The organism is Conexibacter sp. CPCC 205762, from assembly GCF_030646155.1.
Taxonomy (GTDB): Bacteria; Actinomycetota; Thermoleophilia; order Solirubrobacterales; family Solirubrobacteraceae; genus Conexibacter.
Window position 1 is genome coordinate 1 of record NZ_JAUTDN010000059.1, and the last position, 24,775, is coordinate 24,775.

Consider the following 24,775-nt stretch of genomic DNA (forward strand, 5'->3'; position numbering starts at 1 on the left):
CCCGCCGCCGCCCGCGCCCGCCGCCCGCGCCCGCCGTCGCCCGCCCGCGGCCGCCCCGCCGCCCGCTCAGCGCCGCAGCGTCGCCTTCGCCGTGACGGCTCTCGCACCGCGCGGGGTCAGCGTCACGGCGACCTGCTGGGAGCGCTTGCGGGCGAGCAGCGCCTGTCCGCGCTTGGAGAGCTTCAGCGCGATCTTCGCGCTGCGGCCGCCCGCCACTCTGTAACTCCCGCTCGCGACCGTCACGCGGCCCTTGGTGACTCGCAGCCTGCCGGCGCAGGCGGCGCGGCCGTCGCAGCGCAGCGGCACCGCGACCCGCCCGCGCGCGACGCCCAGCCGCGCGGCGCTCAGGCGCGGCCCGGGGCCGGAGCCCGCGCTCCACGTCGGCATCGTGCCCCGCACCAGTCTGCGCGCGGCGCCGCCGGCGGTCGGCACCAGCTCGATCCAGCCGTCGGCGCTCTGGTAGGCGATCGTCGCGCCGTCGGGCGAGAAGGCCGGCGCCGTGCCGGTCGCGACGGTGCGCAGGAAGGCGCCGCTGGCCGCGTCGTAGAGCGCGACCGACGAGGGTCCGCCGCCTCTCGCCGGCCCCTTGGCGGCGGCGATCAGCTTCCCGTCGCGCGAGCCTTCGGGCCACGAGAGCGTCGCGCCGACCTCGCGCGCGGTCGCGCCGCAGGGCGGGTCGGCCGGCGTCTCCGGGGTCGCGACGACACAGACCTTGTGCGCGTCCTCGCTGATCGTGTAGTAGGAGATCAGCAGCTGGCCGGTGCCGAGAAAGCCGACCCCGCCGCCGCCCGAGAAGCCTCTCGTCGGGCCTCTGCCGGCGACCCCGCGCGACCAGGTCGTGCCGCTCATGTCCTGCAGCACCAGTTGGAGCGAGCAGCCGGAGAAAGGCGAGCAGACGAGGCGGTTGACGTTCTGGACGTACGTGTGCGACTCGGCGACCGCGCTGCCGTCGGGCGAGAGCGCGACGTCGTTGGTGCCCTGCGGCGCGCCGCCCCAGCTCTCGGCGAGGTTGCCGCTCGCGGCACCGACGAGGACGTCGTTGTGGCGCCGGGCGGCCATCCGCGTGCCGTCGGCGGACAGGCTCGGGTCGTAGTAGGGGCTGTCGTCGCTGCCGTCGGTCGTCAGCGGCGAGGAGATCCCGGTCGCCGGGTCGACGACGCACAGCTGCGGTCTGCAGGCGTAGACGATCTTCGACGTCGCCGCCTCGCTTCTGGCGGAGGTCGCGGCGGCGGCGAGCAGGGCGATCGCGACGGCAGCGAGCAGGGGGCGGATCAACAGGCGCATGCGCGCTCGCTCATACCCGCGCTCGCAAGAGCGCAATCGCGCCAGCCGCGCCCGCCCGCGCCCGCGGTCGGCGGCGGCGCCCGCTCAAGCGCCGCCGCGCGATCCACGTCCGGCCGGCGGCGGTGCCCGCTCAAGCGCCGCCGCGCGATCCACGTCCGGCCGGCAACGGCGCCCGCTCAACGCGTCGCCGCCGGCCGTCAGTCATACGTCTCAGCGCACCTGCAGGCGCACCGCCGCGCTGCGGCCGTCGAGCGGGCCGTCGCCGCCGTAGACGACCTTCAGGCGCTTGACGCCCGGCGTCGCGAAGCGGTCGAGCGCGACCGTCGCGCGGCCGCCGCGCACCTGCGCGCTGCCGACCGTGCGGGTGCCGTCGAGCACGCGCACCGCGCCGCGCGGGTTGAGGCCCGGCGCCGTCACGGCGACGCGCAGGCGCGCGCCTCTGCGAGCCGACTGCTTGGCGGCGACCGCCGCGCGCAGCTTCGGCGTCGCTCTGCGCACCTGCACCGCGACCGTCGTCGAGGAGGCGGCGACCGCGTCGCCGCCGGAGAAGCGGACCGTCAGCTTGTGCGTGCCGGGCTTGAGCGCGGTGCCGTGCAGCGTCACCGTCGCCGCGCCCGCTCTGACGCGGCCGCTCGCGAGCGCTCTGCCGCCGCGCGCGATCGCGACGGTGCCGCTCGGGGCCGTCGAGGCCGCGACGCTGACCTCGACGGTCGCGCCGACGCCGTAGCGGCTGCCGCTCGACGCGGCGGTCGTGCGCGAGGGCAGCGGCGCGCCGGCAGCGCCGGCAGCCGGAGCGTCCGCCGTGCCCGTGCCCGCCGCCGCGTCGCCGCCGCGCGTCGTCCCGCCGGCGGCCGGATCTCTCCAGCCGCCGTCTCTGTCGCCGCCGAGGGCCGGCGGCACGACCTCGCCGCCGGACGTCGCCGGACGGCCGAGCGAGAAGCGGTCGAGGATCTTCGGCGCGATCTCGGGCGTGCGCACGTCGTAGATGTAGGAGACGACCTCGTTCGCGCCCGTGTCGAGCACGGTGAAGACGTTGTGGTCGTTGGACTGCACGAACGGCATCGGCTCGCCGTTGGCGGCCAGCATCGGGTTCTCGCTCGGCAGGATCGGCGCGAGGCCGCCCGGGTTGCCGATCGTGAGGTAGTTGGCGGCCAGCCACGGCGCCGGCGGGACCGGCCGCGTGCGGCCGCTCAGCTGGTGGAAGGCGCCGTAGGTGTTGCCGGTGTTGGAGGTCTCGATGAAGTTCGTGCCGCCCGCGCTGGTGAAGCGGTTCCAGAGGTGGCTGTGGCCGTTCTGGACGAGGTCGACGCCGGCCTGCTCGAGCATCGGCTGGAGGTCGCGCAGCAGCCCGTTGCCGCTCGTCGGGTACTCGTAGCGGATGCCGGTCAGTCTGCCGTTGGCGTCGCGCTCCTCGGTCTTCACCGGGTCGCTGAAGACGGGCATGATGTTGTCGCCGAGGCCCTGCGGGCCCTCGTGCAGCACGACGACGCGGTAGCGCGCGTCTCTGAAGGCCGGCGACGCCAGCTCTCTCTCCAGCCATCTGAGCTGCGGCGAGCCGGCCTTGACGGCCTCGAAGATGTGCTCGCCCCAGCCCTGTCTGAGCTGGTCGTCGAGCACGCTGGTGGACTCGTGGTAGCGCGTGATCGCGGTTCGTCTGGCGGGGTCCGCGGTCGCCGTCGAGCTGCGCCAGATGCGGGTCGAGTAGAGCGAGATCATGCGCACGTCGCCGAGCGTGATCGCGTAGTAGGTCTCGCCGCCGGGGGAGTCGCTCGGGAGCGAGAAGATCTCCTCGTAGGTGGCTGTCGAGAACGAGCGGTCCTCGATCCACTTCGCCTTCACGGCCGGGTCGTCTCTGGGGTTGACCTGCGACGCGACGGCGGCGTAGGCGCGCTCGACGATCGCTCTCGGCACCGGCGCGTTGAACGAGTTGCCGAGCGAGCTCTGACCCTCGCGCGCGCCCTGCACCTCGTGGTTGCCGACCGCCGGGAAGAGCGGCGCGTTCTGGATGATCGGGGCGCCGCGGTAGACCTCGCCGTGGGTCGAGGCGCGGCCGCCTCTGCCCTGCAGGACGGGGAAGAAGGCGCTGCCGCGCGTGTCGTCGAACCACTCCGACGCGCGGTCGGGGACGTTGACGAGGTCGCCCGCGAGGAAGACCGCGTCGATTCTGCCGATCGTCTGCGCCGCCATCTCCAGGTTGGCGGGCGTGTTGACCATCGCCTGGTGGTCGGAGGTCAGCAGGATCCGCTGCGGGGTGCCGGGCGCCGGCGCCGCGGTCAGCTGGTAGGTGCCGGAGGCGGCGAAGCGCGCGCCCTTCGTCGAGACGACTCTGTAGGCGAGCTTCTCGCCCTGTCTGAGGCCGGTGATCTTCGCCTCGTGACGGAAGACGTCGCGCGCGACGACGCCCTGCTCGGCGGTCGGCTTCTCGTCGGCCGGCAGCTGCGAGCCGCTGTCCTCGGCGACGCGGCTGAGCTTTCTCGTGTCGGCGGCGAAGGTGCGCCCGCCGACGTGGACGGTGTGCTCCTCGCCGGCCCACTCGGTGAACCAGACGACGTTGACGGAGTCGGCGGTCGGGAGCTGGAGGAACGGATCGGTCAGCAGCTCCAGCGCCGTGCGGGTGCCGGAGCGGGCGCTGCCGTCCTCGGCCGCGGCCTGCGCCGGCTGCGGGTCGGAGACGGCCTGCTGCACGGCGACTGCGCCGCCGCCGGCCAGCAGGACGGACAGCGCGATGGGCGTCAGGCGACGCGAGCGCGCCCGAGCGGAATGATGCATTCGAGGGACCCTTCGGGTGAATTGAGGGAGGTGGGCCTGACGCGCTCTTCACCCTTTCGTCACCGGAGGTCAATCGTGTTACTCACCCGCTGCCGCGCTGTGAAGCGCTGTTGCGTGAACGCAGCCGCCCCGAGCGCGGAGCGGTCTCATACGCTTCGGCGATGACCGAGACCGTCTCGCCGCGTCCGCTGCTGGTCGTGCGCCACGTCCCGTGGGAGGGACCGCACAGGATCCTCGACCCCTTCGGCGACGCGCCGGTCCGCGTCCACGACCGCTTCGGCGACGCCGCGGACGCGCCGCTGCCACCGCTGGACGAGGTCTGCGGCGCCGTCTTCATGGGCGGGCCGATGAGCGTCAACGACCCGCTGCCGTGGATCGCGGAGGAGGTCGCGTGGCTGCGCGCCGCGCTCGCGGCCGAGACGCCTGTGCTCGGCGTCTGCCTCGGCTCGCAGCTGCTGGCGGTCGCGGCCGGCGGGCGCGTCGTGCCCGGGGCGGCGCAGGAGATCGGCGTCGCGCCGGTCGAGCTGCTCGGTGACGCTGCGAATGACCCGCTGCTGGGCGCGCTGGCGCCGGCGGCGACGGTGCTGCACTGGCACGGCGAGCTGATCGAGCTGCCGGCCGGGATCGCGCCGCTGGCCCGCTCGGCGCAGACGGCGGTGCAGGCCTTCCGCGCCGGCCCGCGCGCGTGGGGGACGCTCTTCCACGCCGAGGCCGACGCCGCGTTGATCGACCTGTGGCTGGCCGAGCCGTCGATGGCCGCCGAGGCCCGCGCCCACCTCGGCGACGACTCGGCCGCCCGCCTGCGCGCCGACGCCGCGGCGCTCGACAGCGCTCGCGGCCAGGCGGCGTTCGCCGCGTTCGCGCGCGTCGTGCGCGCCGGCTAGTGGCAGCTCGCCTGGTCGATCCGGACGCGCTCTATCTGCCCGACGAGCCCGTCGACCCGGGCGAGGTAGTGGTACGTGCCGCGGTAGTCGAGGATCCGGACCCACGTCCCGGCCGCGACGGTGTACAGCGTGTTCGCGTCGAGGTAGAGGACCGAGAACTGGTTGGTTAGGCAGAGGTCGCCGGGAGATGCGGCCTCTGAGGCCGCCGGGGCTGCGGCGGCTGCAACTGCCGCGACGGAGGCGGCGATCGCCGCGCTGCGAAGGAGCTTGCGCATGGTTCCCTTTCGTCTGGTTCCGATATGGCGGCCGGTCGGCCGCCTTTGTCGCAAGTTGTCTACCAGTCTTCCTGGCAATCGAGTAGGTGTCGTAACAACCGTTCACACCCGGCCGCCGCTCGCACCCCGGAGTCGGCCACGCGCGAAACTGGTGCAGCCCCTCCGCAGTGTTCGATTCGGCCAATGCGATCGATCTGCGGTTCTGCCTTGACGAGTTGGCCGAGAACGTCGTCTTCCACGCCGAATCGGAGATTGGTGGCGTGCTGTCGGCGGCGCATCGGACCGGTTCTCGGAATGGGTCTGGCGATCGCTTCGGCCACCTTGCAAGACAGCGGCGGTAGCTTGCATGTCAGGTCGGGCTCGAAGCACTCCTCCACGAGCCAGGCCTCGCTGATGACGACGACGTTCCGCCCGGCAGAGCGGTTTGGTGACGTGCTCACCGGTCGCTTCGGCGCGGCCGAGCTGCGCGTCGAAGCTGAGCGGGAGCTGGCGGCCGGACGTACGGTCGTCTTCGACTTCGCCGGCGCTGCAGGGTTCGCGCCGTCGTTCCATCGTGAGCACCAGTCAGTCGACGGATCACGGATAAGGGCCAGGTCGCACGTCCACCGGTACTCTGTCCGGCGTGGATCGAGCAGTCGCGGAGGTGCAGCGCTTGCCTTCGAGGAAAGTCCGGACATCGCAGGGCAGGGTGGTCGCTAACGGCGACCCGGGGAAACCCGCGGGACAGTGCCACAGAGACATACCGCCTACGTCCGCCGCTTCGGCGGTGGGCCGGCAAGGGTGAAAAGGTGCGGTAAGAGCGCACCGGCGTCGCGGTGACGCGGCGCGTCCAGGCAAACCCCACCCGATGCAAGGTCAAGCCGGGCCGTTTGCAGGTTGCCCGCCAAGGTCCAGGTCGGCCGCACAGATGGATGACTGCTCCCGACAGAATCCGGCTTACAGATCCGCTACGGAAAAGCCCCGCTCCGGCGGGGCTTTTCTATGGGCGGCGAGGGGCTGGCGGCGCGCGGCGGGGACGTCGCCGCGCGCCGCCGTTGCTGAGGAGGGACGGGTCCTCAGCAGGTCACTGTCAGTGACGCGATCGCGGTGCAGCTCGCGGTCGCGACGTCGTTGGCCGGGTTCGGGTCGGCCGCGGTGCTGACCAGCCGGCTCGCGGTTGCGTCGAGTCTGCCGAGCGCGAGCACGCCGTAGGTGACCGAGATCCCGGCTCTGCTGCTCGGCAAGCCGGCTCTGGCGCTGAGCGTCACGCCGATGTCGGCGTCGGCAACGGCCGGGCCGGTGGCGGCGAGCGGCGCGCCGAGGACGATCGAGGCGCCGCAGCAGGCGCTGCGAACGGAACGGCTCGATGGCATGGCAGCCTCCCCTGAGCGTGATGGTCGGTCCGATCCCCCGCGGCCCGGACGTCGATGCGACCGTATTCGAGTGCAATGAAAATACCTTAAAAAAGACTCACCGGTCGCGCGTCGCCGTGCTGACAGGCTGTGAACAACGGGTTCCGCCGAGCCGTACACTGTTCGCTTCGCATCAAACGGGCCGCGGCGAGGCGCACCGCCGCGGGGGACAGGGACGAAGCAAGTGGACTGGTACCTGGAGAGCGGCAATCCAGCGGCCGTGTCCGATCTCCGCCATGAGATCGGCGACTATCTGCGCCGCCACGCGCTCGCGGGCTCCGACCTCGCCGGCGCCGACGTCGCCGTCTCGGAGCTGCTCAGCAACGTCGTGCTGCACGCGCCCGGCCCCGCCTGGGCCCATCTCGACTGGGACGGGGAGCGACCGCTGCTGGCCGTCCACGACCTCGGCGCCGGCTTCGAGCCGGCCGCCACGCTGCCCGACGACCTGCTCTCCGCCAGCGGCGGGCGCGGCCTCTTCATCGTCTCCAACGTCGCCGGCTGGATGACCGTCGCGGCCAAGCGCGCCGGCGGCTCGAAGGTGACGGTCGCGCTGCCGGTCACGCGCACCGCCGACCCCGACCTGACGCCGCCGGAGCGGCGCGTCAGCTCGCTGCCCGCACCGCAGGAGGCGCGCGCCGACGGCACCTTCGGGCGCGAGTCGTTCCTGCGCGCGCTGGTCGTGCAGCTCGCCGAGGCGGTCGAGCGCAACGAGGGACCGGACGCGGCGGCCGCCGCCGTCGCCCAGGTCGGCGCCGACGTCGGCGGGCGGATGGAGGACGAGTACCGTCGCGTCGAGGGGATCGTCGGCGATCTCAGACCGGCCCAGATCGCCGATCTCTACGTGCGTCTCAAGGCCGCGATCGACGGCGACTTCTACGTGATCGAGGCCGACGACGAGCGGATCGTGCTCGGCAGCCGCGCCTGCCCCTTCGGCGACGTCGTGCGGCGCGCGCCGGGGCTGTGCCGGATGACCTCCAGCGTCTTCGGCGGGATCGCCGCGCGCAACACCGGCGGCTCCTCGGTCGTGCTGGAGGAGCGGATCGCGCTCGGCGACCCGGAGTGCCGCGTCGTCGTCTGGCTGAGAGGTGCCCGCCGCGGCGAGTGGGGCGCCGCGCACGAGTACGCCGCCGCGCCCGCGCCGCCCGCGCTCGACTGAGCCCGGCTCACGCCCCCGCGTCGCGCCGCAGCAGCCGGTGCGCCTTCAGCCCGAGCCCGAGCCGCTCGCGGTGCTCGCCGTCGGCCGGGTCGAGGCCGGTCAGCTCGCGGATACGGTCGAGCCGGTACGCGACCGTGTGGCGGTGGGCGAAGATCCGCGCCGCGGTCGCGTTCATGTTGCCGTTCAGCTCCAGGTAGGTCGCGAGCGTCGCGACGAGGTCGGTGCGGTGGTGGTCGTCGTAGCGCACGAGCGGCGCGACGGTCGCCTCGAACAGCGCCGAGACCTCGCCGGGATGGGTCGCGAGCAGGCGGAACAGCAGCCGGTACGTGCCGCTCATCGCGCTGTCGAGGTCGACCGCCTCGTCGGCGAGGCCGATCACGTCGAGCACCAGCTCGGCCTCCTCGAGCGCCTCGCCGAGCCCCTCGACCTGCGTGCAGTGGCGCGAGGCGCCGGCGGCGCCGTGCGGCTCCAGCCGCGTCACGAGCTCGCGCACCCGCTCCAGCGCGGCCGTGTCGCCGGTCAGCGGCAGCAGCGCCGCGATCCGCGCGCCGGCCGGCTCGACGAGCGCGCCCGGGTGCAGCTCGCCGATCAGCGCGGCCGCCGTCCGCTCGCGGCCGGGGACCGGCTCGACGCAGAGCGCGACGGCGCCGTGGGTGAGGTCGCAGCCGAGCCGCGCGGCGCGTTGGGCGACGAGCTGCGGATCGGCGTCGGGCTGCTCGCGCAGCTGCTGCAGCAGCGCGCCGTGAAGGTCCTGCTCGACGCTCGCGCGCAGCTCGATCGCGGCGACGCGCGCGAGCGTCGCGGTCGCGGCGTAGTGGAGGCAGTCGAGCAGCGTCGCGCGCGTGTCGGGATCCTCGGGCTTGGCCGCGTCGGGCGCGGCCAGCATCAGGACCGCGCCGAGCAGCTCGCCGCGGCGGGCGATCGGCGCCTCCGCCAGCACCTCGGCGGGGACCTTCGCGGGGCGGCCGCGCATTCGTTCGGCGACGTGCCTGACGACGCTCGCGACGAGCATGCCGTCTATGCGCGGGGAGACGTGCGCGAGCTGCAGCCGCGGGACCACGATCGCGACCGGAGCGCCGACCGCGGCGGCGGTGAGCGCGACGACGCGGTCGAGGTCGCCGTCCCACAGGACGGCGTCGAACAGCTCGGCGTGGAAGCCGCGCAGCGCGCTCGGAGCGAGTGGCTCGCTGAGCGCCGCCAGGCGGCGGACGGTGGGCGTCTGGGGGGTCATGACACCTGCGGGAGGGACGGGCGGGGACGGTGCGCGGGGCCTGCGCCGGGGTGCCATGAAGTCTGTGGCGCGCGCGGCCTGCTCACCATGTACCGATGTCCAAAATTGTGCGTTCACGCGCGCTGCTGCGCGCCGCCGCGCCAGCTCGCGCGGGGGCCCGTGTGACGGGTGGCGCGTTGGCGCGTGGTGGCAGCCGGACGTCAGCGCGCGCGGGGGCGGAGGCGACGTCGGCGGGCGGCCGGGTGCGCGTCAGTCGCCGGTCGCGTCTGCGTCCGCGGCGCTGACGGCGTCGGCGGCGTGGGGGCGAGGGACGAGCAGCAGCGAGCAGGGCGCCCCGCGCAGCAGCTCCTCGGCGGTCGAGCCGATCACGACCCGGTCGAGCGCGCCCCACTGGCGCGAGCCGAGCACGAGCAGATCGGCCCCCGCCGCCGCTCTCGCCAGCTCCTCGGCCGGGTCGCCGACGCGCACGTCGGTCGCGATCGCGCCGGCATCTGCGTCAGCCGAGCCGGTGTTTGCGTCAGATGCGCCGGCATTTGCGTCAGCCGCGCCGCGGTCTGCGTCGAGTGCGCCACTGAGGGTGGCGGCCGCGCGCTCGGCCACGCTCTGCGCGTGCTCGCGGCGGGCGGCGACGGCGTCGTCCCACTCCGTCAGCTCGGCCAGCTCGGCGAGCGGGCCGCGGCGGGGGCGCATGCCGAGACCGTCGTCGGCGATCGCGACCAGCTCCAGTCTCGCGCCCGTCCGGCGCGCCAGCTCGGAGGCGACCGCGAGCGCGGCGGCGGCCTCGGCGGAGCCGTCGACGCCGGCGACGATCCGCCGCAGCGCGAAGCCCGCGCCCGCCGTGCCGCTCGCGCCCTCGCCGGCTGGCGAGGCCGCATCCGCGATCCCGCGCGCGGCCAGCGCGACGGCGCAGGGGGCGCCGTGGAGGACCTGGCGGACGGTGCGGCCGGCGAACGCCTCGCCGGGACGGGCCCGATGCGAGGAGCCGACGACGACGGCGCTGACCGGCTCGCGCGCGATCTGCTCGCGCAGCGCGTGGGCCGGCGAGCGGTCGCTCAGCAGCAGCGTCCGCGCGTTCGGCGCGCAGGCGCCTCTGACCTCCGCCAGCGCGGCGTCGAGCTGCTCGCGCACGCGCTCCTCGTCGGAGCCGTGCAGCGGCAGCGGCACGCGCGGCTTCACGACGACCGCGGCCAGCACCAGCTCGGGCGCATCCCCGCCGGAGCCGCCGGAGCCGCCGGGGGCGGGCGCATCCTCGCCGGAGCCGCCGGGGGTGAGCGCATCGCCGCCGGAGCCGCCGGGGGCGAGCGCATCGCCGCTGGAGCCGTCGCCGGACGAGGGCGCGGCGTGACCGGCACCGCAGAGCGCCTCGGCCAGCACGGCGGCGTCGCGGGCGGAGGGATCTGCGTCGACCGCGGCGAGGATCGTCGCGGGTCGTGGCTGGGAAGTGGTCATCCGACCTGGCAAGCTACCGCGAATGGACGCGAGGATCTCGAACGAGTTCGACGTCGGCTTCACGTGGGTCGTCGAGGAGCAGATGGAGCGGGCCTCGCACGCGGTCGCCCACGACGGCCGCTGCTGGCTGATCGACCCGGTCGACTGGGCGCCCGCGCTGGAGCGCGCCGCGACGCTCGGCGAGCCGGCCGGGGTCGTGCAGCTGCTGGACCGCCACAACCGCGACTCGGCCGAGATCGCCCACCGCCTCGGCGTTCCGCTGCTGCGGCTGCCGAGGGAGCTGCCCGACTCGCCGTTCGAGGTGACGAAGCTGATCGACCGGCCGTGGTGGAAGGAGGACGTCCTCTGGTGGCCGGAGCGGCAGCTGCTGATCGTCCCGGAGGCGGTCGGCACCTCGCGCTTCTTCGCGCTCGGCCGCCCGCTCGGCGTCCACCCGCTGCTGCGGATCACCCCGCCGTTCAGCCTCCGCTGCTTCAAGCCGAGATCGATCCTCGTCGGTCACGGCGCGAGCCTCCACGACGACGCCGCGAGCGCGCTCGACCAGGCGGTCGAGAACGCCCGCGCCGACATCGTCAGAGGCCTCGCGATGCTGCCGAGAGCGCTGCGCCGGCACAGAGACTGAGCGGCGCCCCGCCGCCGACGGCGGCAGGGCGCGCACGGCTCAGGTCGTCTTCTTGACGACCAGCGTCTGCGTCAGCGTGACGCCGCCGCTGGTGACTCTCACCGTCAGCGTGCCGGCTCTTCTCTTCAGCGCCTTTCTCGCGGCCGGCGTCAGCACGACGATGAACGTCGAGCTTCTGCCCGCTCTGATCGAGTCGCTGATCGTGTAGCTGTAGGTCGTGCCGCCGACCTTCAGCTTGCCGACGACCTTGTATCTGCCGGCGGCGAAGGCGCGGACGGTCGCCAGCGTCAGCGTGCCGCCTCTCGCCTTCTGCGCCTTCTTGAACGTCACGATCGCGGTGCCGAGCTGCTGCTTGATCGCCGTTCTCGTCTCGACCGTCGTGTAGACGACGCCGACCGCCGCGGAGGTCGCGGGCTCGGTCGCGCCGGCCTCGTTGGACGCCACGACACGGCAGCTCAGCTGCGCGCCGGTGTCGGCGAGGACCGGCGTGTAGGTCGCCGCCTCGGCGCCTCTGATCGCGCTGCCGTTGCGCAGCCACTGGTAGGCGAACGCGGTCGGCTCGCCGCTCCACTCGCCCGGCGCGCAGGTCGTCAGGACGCCGACCGTCGCGTCGGCGACCGACGGCAGGACCGTGTTGACCGGCAGCACCACCGGCGGCGCGATGCCCGTGCCGCCGAGCGTGACGACCTCGGGCGCGCCGCCGCCGATCGCCGTGTAGGTGACCGTCAGCGTGCCCGTCGAGGCGCCGAGCGCGCCCGGCGTGAAGACGACGTCGAGCGTGCAGGCGTCGCCCGGCGCGAGCGTGCCGGCCTCGCAGCCGGCGCCGCGCGCGAAGCCGCCGCCGGCGACGTCGAGCGAGGAGAACGTCAGCGGGTTGCCGCCGCTGTTGGTGATCGTGACGGCCTGGGTCGCGCTTCTGCCGACGATCACGTCGCCGAACGAGAGCGCAGCCGGCGCGACCGTGATCGGCATGTAGCCGGCCGGCGCGACGACTCTGACCGTGACCGAGTCGGTCGCCGTCTGGCCGGCCGAGTCGGTCGCGACGGCGGTCAGCGTGACCGCTCTGCCGAGATCGGCGAAGCTGGGCGTCCAGCCGGCGAACTCGTAGGAGCCGTCGGTCTCGGTGCCGACCACGACGCCGTCTGCGGACAGCACGACCGACTTGACGCCGAAGTCGTCCTTCGCGCGGACGACCGGGGCGACCGGGACGCCGGCGACGACCTCGCCGCCGAGCGGCTCGACGAAGGCGGCGGTCGGCGCGGCGTCAGCCGTGACCGCGGGGGCGCCGGGCATCGTCGGTCTGACGTTGCGGGCGAATCTCAGCTCGACGCTCGCTCTGCCGTTCGCGTCGCTGCCGGAGATCCCCTCGCAGGTGCCGCTGGTGCCTCTCGTGTCGGTCGGCCAGAAGGCCGACTGGCTGCCGACGATCGGGCCGAATCTGCAGCCCAGCCACGACTCGGTCGTGCCGTTGACGGCCGGCTGCGCCAGCGCCGAGGCGCCGAGGCGGACGGCGCTGTTGGCGACGTCGGCGTTGAAGATGCCCCAGCCGTTGCCGCTGAAGTACGAGCCGTCGACCTGCCAGGCGCGCTGCGCCGGGTCGGCCGGGTCGGCGCCGGTCTCGGCGTCGGTCAGCAGCAGGCCGACCGATCTGCGCGGGTCGGGCGTGTAGGAGTTGCCGGTGATCGAGCTGGTCAGCACCGCGCCGCGCTGGCCGGCGTGGTACTGCACGCCGGTCTGCGGGAACAGCGTGGTGGCGCCCGCGCCGGCGATCGTCGAGCCTCTGACGTAGCCGTACTGGACGATCCCGGAGCGCTGCAGGTTGGCCGCGGCGCCGTCGGCGCCGCCGATCGAGTCGTCGAACAGCACGCCGCCGGACTGGTAGCCGGTCACGAGCGAGCCCTCGATCGAGACCTGGCGCCGCGGGCCGGCCTCGGCGCCCTGCTGGCTGTTGGAGACGACGACGCCCCAGCCGTGCGGTCTGGCGGCCAGCTCCTCCGCGCTGGTCGCGCGCAGGAGCGGGCCGACGACCGAGCTTCTGATCGCGCCGTTGGCGTTGAAGAAGGCGACGCCGGCCTCCGCGTACGTCGTCCCGGAGCTGATCGTGACGCCCGAGATGTCGACGAACATCGTGTTCATGTCGGTCGCGTCACGCGCCTGGCGCGAGACGGTGACGACGTTGCCGCCGCCGTCGCGCAGGAACGGCGCGCTGCCGGCGAGCGTCGTGAGCGACTGGTCGGGCAGGATCGTGACCTTGCTCGCGCCCGTGCCGCGGATCGTCAGCGGCTTGGTGATCGTGAGGCCGTTGCGGGAGCCGGCCTGCGACGGCGAGCCGGATCCGCTCGCGGGCGTCGAGGACTCCTGGTAGGTGCCGTCGCAGACGATCACCGTGTCCCACGGCGCCGCCTGGTCGACGGCGGACTGGATCGTTCTGAAGCCGGCGGCCGGGCACTGGGCTCTGTCGTCGTCGACCGTGTAGGTCGACGCCGAGGCGAGCGCAGGCGCGAGCGCGGGCAGCAGCGCGCAGGCTGCGGCCGCGCTGAGCGCGCGGCGAAGAGTGCGTTGCGTCATGAAGTTCGGGAACCTCGTCGGCGGGGTCAGGAGAGCGCGGGAGCTGGGTGACGCCCCGGAACGGCGCCGCTCCTCTGCTGACTTGAGGGTGCGTCCAACATAGTGGACAAATTGTCGATCCCTGCTTATCCCTGCGGAACGTGATTCACGGTGACGGTTTGTCCCGGGGGATAGGTGACGACGCAATCACCGTGACTACGATGTCGCTCGTCGTGAGTCCCGGTGGCCGCCCGGGGCTCAGGCATGCCGGGCACCGCTTTTGAGGGGCGGGGCTCGGCATGCCCGTGCCCGCTCGACGAGTGACACCGGCTCACGGCCATCGGCTGACGCATGCTGCACCGGAACGCGCGGCGCCACGCCTCCACGGCAGTCCCCAACCGATCTCACGGAGACCTGGTGAACATCGTTCGAACCCCCTTGCGGGCGCTCGCGACCGTCCTGCTCGCGACCCTCGCGCTCGTGCTCGCGGCGTCGGCCGCGCGGGCAGCCGACCTGCCCGATCCGATGGACCGCGGAACCTACGGCGTGACGACCCTCGACCCGTTCCGCGGCGGCGTCGTCGACCTGCAGGAGCCCAGCTCGACGGGCGGCTCCGCGACCGGCGCGGCGGCCGCGGTGACGCTGCAGGTGCGCGGCTCGCTCTACTACCCGAGCAACCGCTCGACGCCGTCGCCGGTGCTCGTGCTCGTGCACGGCAACCACACGCAGTGCGACAGCGGCACCTCGCCGTTCTGCGACGCCTTCAAGCGCAACGACCGCGGCTACGCCTACCTCGGCCAGAACCTCGCCAGCCACGGCTACACGGTCGTCTCGCTCGACCAGGACCAGCTGATGGCGTTCCAGGACGGCCAGACGGCCGGCATGCACCAGCGCCGCCTGCTGATCGCGGCCGTGCTCGACATGCTGACGAAGGCCAACCAGCAGGCGCTGCCGGTCGACGCCAACTCGAACATCGGCGACCGCTTCGTCGGCAGACTCGACATGGGCAGAATCGGCCTGATGGGCCACTCGCGCGGCGGCGACGCGGTCGCCTCGTTCATCAACTGGAACCGCACCCGCCCGGCGCCGGGCAGACGCTACAACCTGCGCGGCGTGATCTCGCTCGCGCCGGTCGACTACGAGCGCACGACGCCCTACGGCGTCCCGTACCTCGCGATCGAGCCGCTCTGCGACGGCGACGTCTCCAACCTGCAGGGCGCGCGCATGTACGAGCGCGGCCAGTACGCGCTGCCGGGCGATCCCTTCCCGCGCATCCAGGAGTCGGTCCACGGCGCCAACCACAACTGGTTCAACAGCGTCTGGTTCGCCGACGGCGACGACTCGACGACGGCCGACCCGGCCTGCGGCCCCAGAGACGCGACCAGCATCCGCCTCAGCGGCGGCACCTACGACAGAAGCACCCGCGGCGACGGCGACCCGGCGCTGATGGGCGACCAGGAGAGAATCGGCCTCGCGCTGATGGGCTCCTTCTTCCGTCGCTACGTCGGCGGCGAGACGGCCTACGACCCGTACGTGACCGGCGAGCTGAGCGCGGTCGGCGACGGCAAGCAGGTCCCCGCCAGCGCCTGCCCGACGAGCGCCAACGGCGCCCGCATGGCCTGCAACGAGCGCGTGCTGACGAGCTACTTCCCCGGCGCCGACGAGCGCCGCGACGTGATCACGCCCGACCCGGACAACCCGCTCGGCACCAGCGCGCTCGGCACGGCGCTGACCTCCAGCGGCTTCGCCAACCCCTACACGGCCGACGGCGGCGTCACGCCGCAGCCGGCGACGACCGCCAGCGGTCTCGACTGGTGCAACCCGGAGCCCGACCACTTCACCCCCGGCAACCTCGGCTTCCCCGGCCTGCCGACGGCGAAGAAGGGCTGCCCGATCCCGGCCGCGGGCGCGCTCGGCGGCCAGAACGGCGCGCGTGAGCAGGCGCCCGACAACCGCTCCTACGGCCTCCAGCTGGCGGCCGCCTGGAACGACCCGGTCGCCGCCGGCGGCAGCCCGGCGACGATCGCGACGCGGATCCCGGCGGCCGACGGCGACGTCAGCGGCTTCAAGGCGCTCGGCCTCGCGGCGGCGGTCAACTTCTTCGATCCGCGCAACCCCGCGCGGACCGGAGCGGCGCTGTGGAACCCGGCGACGCTGACGCAGGACTTCTCGATCGTCGTCACCGACGCGAGCGGTGCGACGGCCTCCGTCTCGGCGGCCGATCCGCGCTACGGCAACGCGCTGCACCCGACGGTCGGCAACGTCACGGCGCGTGTCCACATCATCCTCAACCAGATCCGCGTGCCGCTCGGCGACTTCGCCGCGCAGGGCGTCGACCTGACGCAGCTGCGCAAGCTCGAGCTGCGCTTCGGCGAGGCCGGCAAGCCGGCGAGCGGGTCGATCCAGCTCGCCGACGTGCGCTTCCAGGAGTCGACCAGAGGCTCCGACGTGCTCGCCGACGGCGACGGCAGCGTCGCGCCGGTCCAGCCGATCGACCTGATCGACGAGGCGCCGCGCACGACGGTCGCGAAGGCCGGCCAGGTGCTCGGCACCACGACTGCACTCGCCAAGGCGGTCTGTGTCGACGCGAAGGCGCCGACGGCGAAGATCGCCGCGAAGGGCAAGCGCCTGATCCGCGGCACCGCCGCCGACAGCGGCTGCGGCGCGAAGGTCGCCTCCGTCCAGGTGACGGTCGCGAAGGCGGTCAAGGGCGGCAAGCTGCGCTACCTGACGCCGAAGGCCTCCTTCTCGAAGGCCGTCAAGCCGGTCGCCGCGAAGGCGCTCGTCGCGAAGGGCACGACGAAGTGGTCGCTGAAGCTCGGCGCGCTGCCGAAGGGCAGCTACCGCGTCTCGGTCCGCGTGATCGACGCCGCCGGCAACGCCCGTGTCGCCGTCAAGGCGGCCAAGCTCGTGGTTCGCTGATCCCATCCATCAGGTGAGCCGCGCCTGAAGGGGCCCCGCTGCGGCGGGGCCCCTTCTGCGTTCTGGCGCCCGCGCGCGTCACGCGTCCAGGCTTGCTGGACGTTTTCACTGCACCTTCACCTGCGTCCAGCGGAGGACCCGGAGACTCCCGTCCACGGCCGATCGGCCGGCCGCACAGGGGGAACTCCGTGTTGGGGAACGCGGAGGATGCGGGGAACGGGGCCTCGCCGCACGTGCCGCGGCGAGGCCCCGACTGCCCTTTCCTGAAACACTGTTAACCGGTTAGTGTCGTTCGACCGGGGCTCGTTAGGGGCGCCCCGCGAACGAAGGGGAGAGCATGTCCACCGTCATCGCCCGCGCGCGTCTGCGCGCGGCTCGTCCGCGTCCGCGCGCGCTGCTCGCCGCGCTCGCGCTGTTGCTGCTGCTGGCGCCGGCCGCCCGTGCCGACGGGCCGAACTCCGGCACGCCATGGGTCGCCACGCTCGGCGACTCCTACATCTCCGGCGAGGCCGGCCGCTGGGCCGGCAACACGAACGGCTCGGCCGCGAACATCGACGCCGGCGGCGCCGGCGCCTACTGGGACAACGCCACCAGAACCGGCGAGGCGGTCACCCGCTGCCACCGCTCGACCGCGGCGGAGGCGCACATCGGCGGCGGCGTCAACAGCGTCAACCTCGCCTGCTCGGGCGCGCGCACGTCGACCTTCACCGACTCCGACGGCAACTTCAAGCCGGGACTCGACTTCTACAGCTCCGGCGGCAACGTCGGGCAGGCGCTCGCGCTCCAGACGTTCGCTGCCAGAAACAATGTGAAGCTGGTGGCGATCTCGATCGGCGGCAACAACTTCAACTTCGCCTCGATCATCCAGACCTGCCTGACCGACTGGCTGCTGTCGCCGTCGTGGTGGCCCGACTACTGCAACGACGACTCCTCCGTCACGGCCAACTTCACCGCCGCCAACGTGAGAACGGTGACGAGCGCGATCACGGGCGCGATCCTCAACGTCCGCAGCGCGATGAGCACGGCCGGCTACGCCGACGGCGACTACAGGATCCTCGTGCAGGACTACGAGTCGCCGCTGCCCAACGGCTCCGGCTTCCGCTACGGCGAGTCCGGCTACACGCGCCAGGACACCGGCGGCTGCGGCTTCTGGAACGCCGACGCCAACTGGGCGAATTCGACTGCGCTGCCAACCATCTCCAGAGCAGTCCACGACGCCGCCACCGCGACCGGGCTGACGAACGTCCTGCACATGTACCTCGGCAGCGCCTTCAACGGCCGCCGGCTGTGCGAGAACACCGTCGGGCTGCTGGAGGAGAGAGGGGTCGCGAACTGGAGAGCGGCCGGCGCCGTCGACAACACGGAGTGGGTCAACATGATCCGCACCGTCTCGACGCTCGGCTCCGACTTCTACATCCAGGAGTCGCTGCACCCGAACTGGTGGGGCGAGAAGGCGCTGCGCAACTGCCTGCGCCAGGCGTGGAACGGCGGCGCGCCGAGAGGCGGCACCTGCACCCGCTCCGCGACCGGGCTCAACGCCAACGGCGAGCCGCAGATGACGCTCAGATAGGTCGCGCACGCGGCGCGAGCGGCCGGGGGAAGCCGCTCAGCGCCGCGCGGCGGGCTTGGTCGCCTTCGCCTTCGGCCGCTGCTGCAGCGTCAGCGTGACGCGCATGCCGCTGACGCGGCGGCTGCCGGCGCGCGGGCTGCTCGTCTTCACGATCAGCGCGCGCGCCGCTCTGCCGCGCGGTCTGCCGACGCGGCCGACGGCGCAGTGGGCGCGCCTCAGCAGCGTGCGCGCCTGCGCGAGCGTGCGGCCGGTCAGCTTCGGCACGACGCAGCGCACGAGCGGTCGCGTGCTCGGCGCGGTCTCCTGCCGCTCGATCGGCGTCGGCAGCGGGGTCGGCGTCGGCGGCGTCGCGGGCGGCGCCGGCGGCTCGGGCGCAGCCGGGGTCTGCTGCACGGGCGGCGGGCTGACCGTGCCGAAGCCGGCCGGCAGCGGCGGGCCGGGCACGACCGCGGCGAGCGCGCTCATCGCGCCGGGCACGTTCAGCCGGCCGCCGGAGGTCGTCACGCCGCTGAACGCCGGCAGTCTCGTGACGCCGGCCAGCAGCGCGGCGCGCACCTGCGCGACCGACGCCTGCGGCCGCAGCGAGAACAGCAGCGCCGCCGCGCCGGCGACGAACGGCGTCGCCATCGAGGTGCCGGACATGTAGCCGTAGCCGTTCGTGCGGCCGGGCGGCTGCATGCAGGAGAGGTCGAGGTCGTCGAACCAGACGCCGTCGCCGGCCTGCGGCACGACGCCCGCCGGGACCTCGTAGCCGAGCTTGACACGCAGCTGGTCGCCGCCTCTGCCCCTCGTGCCGAGGCCCAGCTCGATCCGCAGGTCGCTGCTCGTCGTGCCGCGCCAGGAGGGCGTGATCGCGCTGCCGTTGCGGATCACCGTCAGCGTCGCGGCGAGGTTGGCCGCGCCGCCGCCGTTGACGACGCGTGCGGAGGCGCGCAGCGTGCAGGTCGCGGTGCCGGCCGGCAGCGTCAGCGGGGGCGAGGTCGAGCTGAGCGCGACCGCGCCGCCGGCGCCGGAGGGCGGCGCGGCGCCGGGGCTGTCGCTCGCGCTCCAGGAGCCGGTCTCGCTCGATCTGGCGAAGCCGCCCTGCGGGCCGGCCGTCCAGCCCGCCAGCCCGTCGCCCTCGAAGCGCTCGCTCCAGACGCTGCCGTACGGGTACAGCGAGAGGATCTCGGTGCCGGGCGCGGCGAGGTCGACCGAGGTCGCGCCGCGGTTGGAGAAGCTGGCGAGCAGGTCGAGCTGGTCGCTGGCGGCGACGCAGACGACGTTGTCGATCGCGCCCGGGACGCCCGATCTGGTCGGGTCCTCGCCGCACGGGGTCGAGCCGCTGCCCTCCACGTCGAGGCCGTCGTTGCCGGCCGCGGCGACGTACAGCGTTCTCGGGTTGGCGGCGAGCGCGGCGCGCATGACGGCGTCCTCGCCTCTGCTGCCGAGCGACATGTTCGCGACCCTCGCGCCCTTCGCGCCCGCGTAGTTGACCGCCTTGACGATCGCCGACAGCGGACAGCCCTGAGTGCTCGGCGCGCAGACGCGCAGCGGCATCAGCCGCACCCCCGGCGCGACCCCGGAGACGCCGACGCCGTTGCCGGCCGCGGCGGCGATGATGCCGGCGGTGTGGATGCCGTGGCCGGCGCGCTCGCTGACGTCGGTGTCGGTCGGGTCGCCGTCGACCGGCAGCGGGTTGGCGTTCGCGTTGTCGCCGACGAAGTCGGCGCCGTGGAGGTCGTCGACGATCCCGTTGCCGTCGTCGTCGCGGCCGTTGTCGACCTCGCCGGGGTTGGTCCAGGTGACCGGCGCAAGCTCGGGATGGTCGATCCGGTAGCCGCTGTCGATGTCGGCGACGACGACGTCGGCGCTGCCGCTCGTCGCCTCCCAGGCGGTCGTGACGGCGGCGTCGGCGCCGGGCGTCGCGAGCTGGCCGAGGACCCCGGAGCCGTCGTTGGCGAGGCCCCACTGGTAGGGCAGCAGCGGGTCGTTCGGCAGCGCGCTCGTCTGCAGCAGGCGGTCGGGCTCGGCGGCCAGCACGGCCGGGTCGGCGCGCAGCTGGTCGAGCGTCACCTGCTGCGTCGCCGGATCGCTCTGCAGCAGCTGGAAGCGGGTGCGGCCGAGCGTCGCGAGCAGCGGGGCGCCGGCGTCGTCGCGGGCGCCTGCGCGGTCTGTCGCGGTCGCGTCCGGCGTGAAGGCGACGACGATCCGCTGCGCCGCCGGTGCCGCGGCGGCCGTTGGAGTCGTCGCGCGGGCAGCGCTCGGCATGAGCGCGAGCGCGCTCAGCGCCAGCAGCGCGGATGCCTTCCCTGCCAGACGAACGACCATCTGTCCGGGATGATCGACCATCTCGCGCCGTCCCTTACCGCAGATCCGACACACCATTCGCCGGATCGTGTCCGGATGTCAGCGGATCAGCAGCGGCGTGCCGAGCGGGGTCGCCGCCCACAGCCGCGCCATCTCGTCGTTGCGGACGCGCACGCAGCCGTGCGAGGGGCGGCCGGGGATCAGCCACGGCTCGTCGGTGCCGTGGATCCCGACGACGCCGCCGGCCGGCCACTCGGTCAGCGTCGGCGCGAAGGCGGAGGTGCCGAGCGCGTAGCTGCCGTAGAGCGGCTGCGCATGGAAGCGCAGCTTCTCGCGCACGACGTAGCGGCCGGGCGGCGTCGGCGTCGCGGGCGCGCCGATGCCGACGCGCGTGCGCAGCTGCGGGCGGCCGCTGCGGTAGAGCGTGGCGGTCAGCCTGGCGCGGTCGACGACGAGCTGGGTCGTGGTCGCGTGCAGCGGCCCGAGCGCGCCGCGCAGGACCCAGCCGGTGCGGCCGTTGGGGCGGCCGGGGAGGCGCACCTGCAGCCACCGCTGGCCGTTCTCGTGGCGCTGCGCGAGCGCCAGCACGAGGTAGACGTTCGGGCTGCCCATCTCGGTCAGCAGGCGCGTGCGGCCGATCGCCCCGGCGCCGACGCTCGGCTGCGCCCGCACGGTCGCGACGCGTGCCGGATAGGCCCAGCGCGAGTCGGTCGTCTCGTTGGAGAGCCGCGTCACCCTGGCGTGCGGGCTGGCGCTTGGCGCGGCGGCCGTCGCACTCCCTCCGGCGACCGCCACCAGCAGCATCGCTGCCACGGCGATGCGGACGAACATGGCGAAGGCTGCGAAACGACGCTCCATCTTCGTCACAAGTATGCGCGACCCTCCCCGCGATTGCGGGCGAGCGGCCTGTGCAACGCGCATGCAATGCCAGTGCAACACGGAGGCGCCAAGCTGGCGCGTCTGCATGTGACGCTGCCAGGCGTCGCCCCACGGACCGGAGCCCTCGCATGGAAGCTCGCAAGACCATCGCGACCGCCGTCACGCTGCTGGCAGCCGGCGGTTCACTGCTCGCCAGCGGCAGCGCCGCGGCCGACATCAGCGACTTCAAGCCGCTCGACCCGACGCTCGGCTTCACGGTCTTCGTCGAGGGCGATGCGACGCTGACGAAGAACGAGAACGAGGGCTCGATCGCGATCGGCGGCGACCTCACGCTGCCGCAGAGCGCGCAGTACAACGTCGGCAACAACTACGCCTCGCGCTGGACCGCGACCGGCGACGCGAAGCCGACCTCGCTCTACGTCGCCGGCCAGACGCACATCGACGGCGGCAGCCTGAAGGTGCTCGGCGGCAACTACGCGCACCTGCTCGGCGGCGTCGCGGGCGGCGGCACGGTGACCGAGAACGGCGGCGTCACGCATGTCAGACCGGTCTCGGGCAGCGGCGGGATCGACGTCAACACGAACCAGCCGGGCGCCTCGATCATCGGCGCGGTCGGCAACCCGGTCGACTTCGCCGGCGCCTTCAGAGCGCTGCGCACGAACGCCGACCTGATCGGCCAGTGCCAGGCGAACCTGGAGACGACCAACGCCAACGGCGCGCCGACCAACTGGTCCGAGGACAACCTCAACGTCTACATCCGCGCGGTCGCCGGCACGAACGTGCTGAACCTGACGTGGGACCAGCTGAGACGGATCCAGACGCTGACGTTCCGCGAGGGGCTGCCGTCGGGCGCCTCGCTCGTGATCAACGTGACCGACTTCGTCACGGGCGCGTGGAAGGCGCCGAACTACTCCGGCGTCGGCTTCGACCAGGCGAAGCGGATCCTGATCAACTTCCCGAGAGCGACGAGCCTGACGGTCACGCCGAACAGCGCCAGCATCGAGGGCACGATCTTCGCCCCCAACGCGCTCGTCTCGATCGAGTCGAACTCGAACGTCGAGGGCGCGGTCGTCGTCGGCAGACTCGGCCACACGGGCGGCGGCGAGATCCACGACGCGCCGTTCGAGCCGGGCATCTCGTGCGCCGGCCCGGAGCTGCCGAGAGAGCCGGAGAATCCCGAGAACCCGGAGAACCCGAGAAACCCGGAGAACCCCGAGAATCCGAGAAACCCGGAGACGCCGGAGAACCCCGAGAACCCCGAGAATCCGGAGAACCCGGAGAACCCGGAGAACCCGGAGCAGCCGAGAACCCCGGAGACGCCGACGACGCCGGAGACGCCGACGACGCCGGAGACGCCGACGACCCCGCTGACGCCCCAGACGCCGGCGACGCCGCAGACTCCGACGACGCCCGTCGCGAGAAGAACGACGCCGAGAGGCGCCGTCAGAGGCACGGTCAGAAGCGGCGGCCGCCCGGCCGCGGCGGCGCGCATCACCGGCACCGTCGGCTGCGTCAAGACGAGCGCGCGGGCGACCGTCAGCGGCAAGCAGATCAGGACGATCGTCTTCCGCGTCAACGGCAAGGTCGTCAAGACGATCAAGGCCAAGCAGCGCGTGACGCTGCGGGTCCCGGCCGTCAGCCTCCGCGGCGGCTCGAACACGCTGACCGCGCAGGTGACCTTCTCCAGCGCCTCGAGAGCGAGAGCGAAGACGCTGTCGCTCAGCTTCTCCCGCTGCGCCGCCGGCGCGGTCAAGCCGCAGTACACCGGCTGAGTCCGGCTCTGGCCCCGGCCGCCTCGCCTCGCGCGGGGCGGGCGGCGGCTTGCCCGGCTTGGCGCGAGCGCGTGCGTGCGTCACAGTTACGCGCGTGCTCACGGAGGTCGCTCTCTGCGGCGAGGTGCGGGCCAGCCCGCTGCTCGCCCCGCTGCCGAACGGTCTCGCGACCCAGCTGTTCGCGTACCTCGTGCTGCACCGGCGCCGCCCGCTGCAGCACGCCGCGCTCGCCGACGCGCTGTGGACGAACGCGCGCCCGCGCAACCCGCGCGCCGTCGTCAGCAGCCTGCTGTCGCGGCTGCGGCGCTCGCTCGGGCCGGACGTGCTGCCGACCGGCGCCGCCGTGCGGCTGGTGCTGCCGGCCGGCGCGATCGTCGACGTCGACGCGGCGGCCGAGGCGCTCGCCGCCGCCCGCGCCGCGCTCGACCGCGGCGACGCGGAGGAGGCGCTGCGCGGCGCCGAGCAGGCGCGCGAGATCGCCGGCCGCGGCCTGCTGGTCGACTTCGACGCGAGGTGGATCGACCCCTGGCGGACCGACGTCGAGGCGACCCACCTCGACGCGCTCGAGCTGATCGCGCGCGCGAGCGCCCAGCTCGGCGGCGAGCGGGCGCGCGACGGCGAGCGCGCCGCCCGCCACGCGATCGCCCGCGCCCCGCTGCGCGAGTCGGCCCATGCCGCGCTGATGGAGACGCTCGCCGCGCTCGACGAGGGCGGCGCCGCGCTGCAGGTCTACGAGCAGCTGCGCGCCCGCCTCGACGCCGAGCTGGGCGCCGTCCCCTCGGCGGCGGTGCGCGAGCTGCACCAGCGCCTGCTCGGGAGCGGCGCGCTGACGGTCGCCGCGGCGCCGGCCGGGCTCGCGCCCGACGCCTCGCTCGCCCCCGGCGCTCATCCCTCCGCCGCGGCACCGGCGGGCACGGCCCCGCACCACGCGGACGGTGCGGACTCCGCGGCGACGCCGACGGTCGCGGAGCTGCTGGCGGCGGTCGGGCCGCAGGCGGCGGCGGTCGCGGAGCGGGTGGCGGTGCTCGGCGAGGTCGCGAGCGTCGAGCTGCTGATCGCGCTCGACGGCGACGACCGCGCCGGCACGCTCGCGCGGCTGCAGCAGTGCTACGACGCGGGCCTGCTGGCGCCGGCCTCCTCGTGGCTGGGCCCGTCGGCGACGCTGGCGAACGCGCACGACGAGGCGGCGCTGCTGGCGACGATGCCGGCGACGGCGCCGGCGCAGCTCGCCGCCGCCGCGCTCGCACAGCTGCGCGACGACGACGGCGACCCGGTCGCGATCGCGCGACTGGCGCTGCGCGCGGTGCCGGCGGTCGCGCGCGACGAGGCCATCGCGCTCGCGCGCGCGGGCGTCGAGCGACTGCTGCGCGGCCGCGCCTTCGGCCAGGCGGCCGAGCTGGCGGAGCGGGCGCTGGAGGTCGGCCCCGGCCGGCGCGACCGCGTCGCGCTGCTGCTCGACCACGGCCGCGCCCTGCGCCACACCGAGCCCGACAGCGCCTGGCGCGCCGCCGCCTCCGCCTTCAGCGCCGCGAGAGAGCTCGACGACCCGCTGCTGCTCGCCCGCGCCGCGCTCGCGACCGGAGCCGCCGGCGCCGGCGAACGCGCCACCGCCGCCGATGGCGGCCTCGCCCGCCGCCTGCGCGAAGCGCTCGACCGGCTTCCGGCCCGCGCTGACGCCGCGCCCGCCGACGCCGCGCCCGCTGACGCCGCGCCCGCTGACGCCGCGCCCGCCGAC

16 protein-coding genes and 1 other RNA gene are annotated in these 24,775 nt (G+C 74.0%); 8 read left to right on the forward strand and 9 right to left on the reverse strand.

Annotation, left to right across the window (positions count from 1 at the left end):
- Positions 1–66: 66 nt before the first annotated feature.
- Positions 67–1,284, reverse strand: coding sequence for a hypothetical protein (locus tag Q7L73_RS26445; RefSeq protein WP_304695122.1), 1,218 nt, complete (start codon positions 1,282–1,284; stop codon positions 67–69).
- A 210-nt stretch (positions 1,285–1,494) separates the two neighbouring features.
- Entirely contained in the window at positions 1,495–4,053 is a 2,559-nt protein-coding gene (locus Q7L73_RS26450; RefSeq protein ID WP_304695120.1) for an Ig-like domain repeat protein, read from the reverse strand.
- Between the two features lie 161 nt (positions 4,054–4,214).
- On the opposite strand from Q7L73_RS26450, the gene Q7L73_RS26455 reads away from it, so the two are divergent.
- A complete protein-coding gene (locus Q7L73_RS26455) occupies positions 4,215–4,937 on the forward strand; it encodes a type 1 glutamine amidotransferase (RefSeq protein ID WP_304695118.1) in 723 nt (240 codons plus the stop codon).
- Here the strand turns inward: Q7L73_RS26455 and Q7L73_RS26460 are convergent.
- On the reverse strand, positions 4,934–5,212 hold the full coding sequence (locus Q7L73_RS26460; RefSeq protein ID WP_304695116.1) for a hypothetical protein: 279 nt from the start codon (positions 5,210–5,212) through the stop codon (positions 4,934–4,936). The two genes, Q7L73_RS26455 and Q7L73_RS26460, sit on opposite strands and share 4 nt — an antisense overlap.
- 619 nt (positions 5,213–5,831) lie before the next feature.
- Between Q7L73_RS26460 and rnpB the strand changes: the two genes are divergently transcribed.
- An RNA gene (gene rnpB / locus Q7L73_RS26465) (RNase P RNA component class A) lies at positions 5,832–6,167 on the forward strand.
- Positions 6,168–6,267: 100 nt separating this feature from the next.
- On the opposite strand, the gene Q7L73_RS26470 is transcribed toward rnpB, so the two are convergent.
- Positions 6,268–6,564: a hypothetical protein gene (locus tag Q7L73_RS26470; RefSeq protein ID WP_304695114.1), complete on the reverse strand. Its 297-nt coding sequence runs from the start codon at positions 6,562–6,564 to the stop codon at positions 6,268–6,270.
- A gap of 259 nt (positions 6,565–6,823) precedes the next feature.
- Between Q7L73_RS26470 and Q7L73_RS26475 the strand changes: the two genes are divergently transcribed.
- Entirely contained in the window at positions 6,824–7,759 is a 936-nt protein-coding gene (locus Q7L73_RS26475; protein ID WP_304695112.1) for a methanogen output domain 1-containing protein, read from the forward strand.
- A 7-nt stretch (positions 7,760–7,766) separates the two neighbouring features.
- Here Q7L73_RS26475 and Q7L73_RS26480 read toward each other — a convergent pair whose 3' ends face one another.
- Positions 7,767–8,990: a CdaR family transcriptional regulator gene (locus Q7L73_RS26480; protein ID WP_304695111.1), complete on the reverse strand. Its 1,224-nt coding sequence runs from the start codon at positions 8,988–8,990 to the stop codon at positions 7,767–7,769.
- Between the two features lie 249 nt (positions 8,991–9,239).
- Positions 9,240–10,439: a universal stress protein gene (locus tag Q7L73_RS26485; protein WP_304695110.1), complete on the reverse strand. Its 1,200-nt coding sequence runs from the start codon at positions 10,437–10,439 to the stop codon at positions 9,240–9,242.
- Between the two features lie 22 nt (positions 10,440–10,461).
- Between Q7L73_RS26485 and Q7L73_RS26490 the strand changes: the two genes are divergently transcribed.
- Positions 10,462–11,061: a hypothetical protein gene (locus tag Q7L73_RS26490; protein ID WP_304695108.1), complete on the forward strand. Its 600-nt coding sequence runs from the start codon at positions 10,462–10,464 to the stop codon at positions 11,059–11,061.
- Positions 11,062–11,100: 39 nt separating this feature from the next.
- On the opposite strand, the gene Q7L73_RS26495 is transcribed toward Q7L73_RS26490, so the two are convergent.
- The gene (locus tag Q7L73_RS26495; protein ID WP_304695106.1) at positions 11,101–13,629 is read right to left on the reverse strand and encodes a choice-of-anchor D domain-containing protein; all 2,529 of its coding nucleotides are present in this window, start codon (positions 13,627–13,629) and stop codon (positions 11,101–11,103) included.
- 396 nt (positions 13,630–14,025) lie between these two features.
- Between Q7L73_RS26495 and Q7L73_RS26500 the strand changes: the two genes are divergently transcribed.
- Positions 14,026–16,530 (forward strand): alpha/beta hydrolase, encoded by a 2,505-nt coding sequence (locus Q7L73_RS26500; RefSeq protein ID WP_304695104.1) that lies wholly within the window; start codon positions 14,026–14,028, stop codon positions 16,528–16,530.
- 337 nt (positions 16,531–16,867) lie between these two features.
- Positions 16,868–18,100, forward strand: a complete 1,233-nt coding sequence (locus tag Q7L73_RS26505) for a hypothetical protein (protein WP_304695102.1) — start codon at positions 16,868–16,870, stop codon at positions 18,098–18,100.
- Between the two features lie 36 nt (positions 18,101–18,136).
- Here the strand turns inward: Q7L73_RS26505 and Q7L73_RS26510 are convergent, their stop codons facing one another.
- The gene (locus Q7L73_RS26510) at positions 18,137–20,410 is read right to left on the reverse strand and encodes a S8 family serine peptidase (RefSeq protein WP_304695100.1); all 2,274 of its coding nucleotides are present in this window, start codon (positions 20,408–20,410) and stop codon (positions 18,137–18,139) included.
- Between the two features lie 78 nt (positions 20,411–20,488).
- Positions 20,489–21,247, reverse strand: coding sequence for a L,D-transpeptidase (locus tag Q7L73_RS26515; protein WP_304695098.1), 759 nt, complete (start codon positions 21,245–21,247; stop codon positions 20,489–20,491).
- Positions 21,248–21,396: 149 nt separating this feature from the next.
- Here Q7L73_RS26515 and Q7L73_RS26520 point away from each other — a divergent pair, with 149 nt between their 5' ends.
- The gene (locus Q7L73_RS26520) at positions 21,397–23,040 is read left to right on the forward strand and encodes a choice-of-anchor A family protein (RefSeq protein WP_304695097.1); all 1,644 of its coding nucleotides are present in this window, start codon (positions 21,397–21,399) and stop codon (positions 23,038–23,040) included.
- Positions 23,041–23,134: 94 nt separating this feature from the next.
- Positions 23,135–24,775 (forward strand): BTAD domain-containing putative transcriptional regulator (locus tag Q7L73_RS26525; protein WP_304715720.1); only part of this gene is annotated, 1,641 nt, incomplete at its 3' end.

What these genes read in the sequence shown, in the direction of transcription:
- Q7L73_RS26445 (WP_304695122.1), bottom strand. Translation starts at nt 1,284, where the DNA reads ATGCGCCTGTTGATCCGCCCCCTGCTCGCTGCCGTCGCGATCGCCCTG.
- Q7L73_RS26450 (WP_304695120.1), bottom strand. Translation starts at nt 4,053, where the DNA reads ATGCATCATTCCGCTCGGGCGCGCTCGCGTCGCCTGACGCCCATCGCG.
- Q7L73_RS26455 (WP_304695118.1), top strand. Translation starts at nt 4,215, where the DNA reads ATGACCGAGACCGTCTCGCCGCGTCCGCTGCTGGTCGTGCGCCACGTC.
- Q7L73_RS26460 (WP_304695116.1), bottom strand. Translation starts at nt 5,212, where the DNA reads ATGCGCAAGCTCCTTCGCAGCGCGGCGATCGCCGCCTCCGTCGCGGCA.
- Q7L73_RS26470 (WP_304695114.1), bottom strand. Translation starts at nt 6,564, where the DNA reads ATGCCATCGAGCCGTTCCGTTCGCAGCGCCTGCTGCGGCGCCTCGATC.
- Q7L73_RS26480 (WP_304695111.1), bottom strand. Translation starts at nt 8,990, where the DNA reads ATGACCCCCCAGACGCCCACCGTCCGCCGCCTGGCGGCGCTCAGCGAG.
- Q7L73_RS26485 (WP_304695110.1), bottom strand. Translation starts at nt 10,439, where the DNA reads ATGACCACTTCCCAGCCACGACCCGCGACGATCCTCGCCGCGGTCGAC.
- Q7L73_RS26490 (WP_304695108.1), top strand. Translation starts at nt 10,462, where the DNA reads ATGGACGCGAGGATCTCGAACGAGTTCGACGTCGGCTTCACGTGGGTC.
- Q7L73_RS26495 (WP_304695106.1), bottom strand. Translation starts at nt 13,629, where the DNA reads ATGACGCAACGCACTCTTCGCCGCGCGCTCAGCGCGGCCGCAGCCTGC.
- Q7L73_RS26505 (WP_304695102.1), top strand. Translation starts at nt 16,868, where the DNA reads ATGTCCACCGTCATCGCCCGCGCGCGTCTGCGCGCGGCTCGTCCGCGT.
- Q7L73_RS26510 (WP_304695100.1), bottom strand. Translation starts at nt 20,410, where the DNA reads ATGGTCGTTCGTCTGGCAGGGAAGGCATCCGCGCTGCTGGCGCTGAGC.
- Q7L73_RS26515 (WP_304695098.1), bottom strand. Translation starts at nt 21,247, where the DNA reads ATGGAGCGTCGTTTCGCAGCCTTCGCCATGTTCGTCCGCATCGCCGTG.
- Q7L73_RS26520 (WP_304695097.1), top strand. Translation starts at nt 21,397, where the DNA reads ATGGAAGCTCGCAAGACCATCGCGACCGCCGTCACGCTGCTGGCAGCC.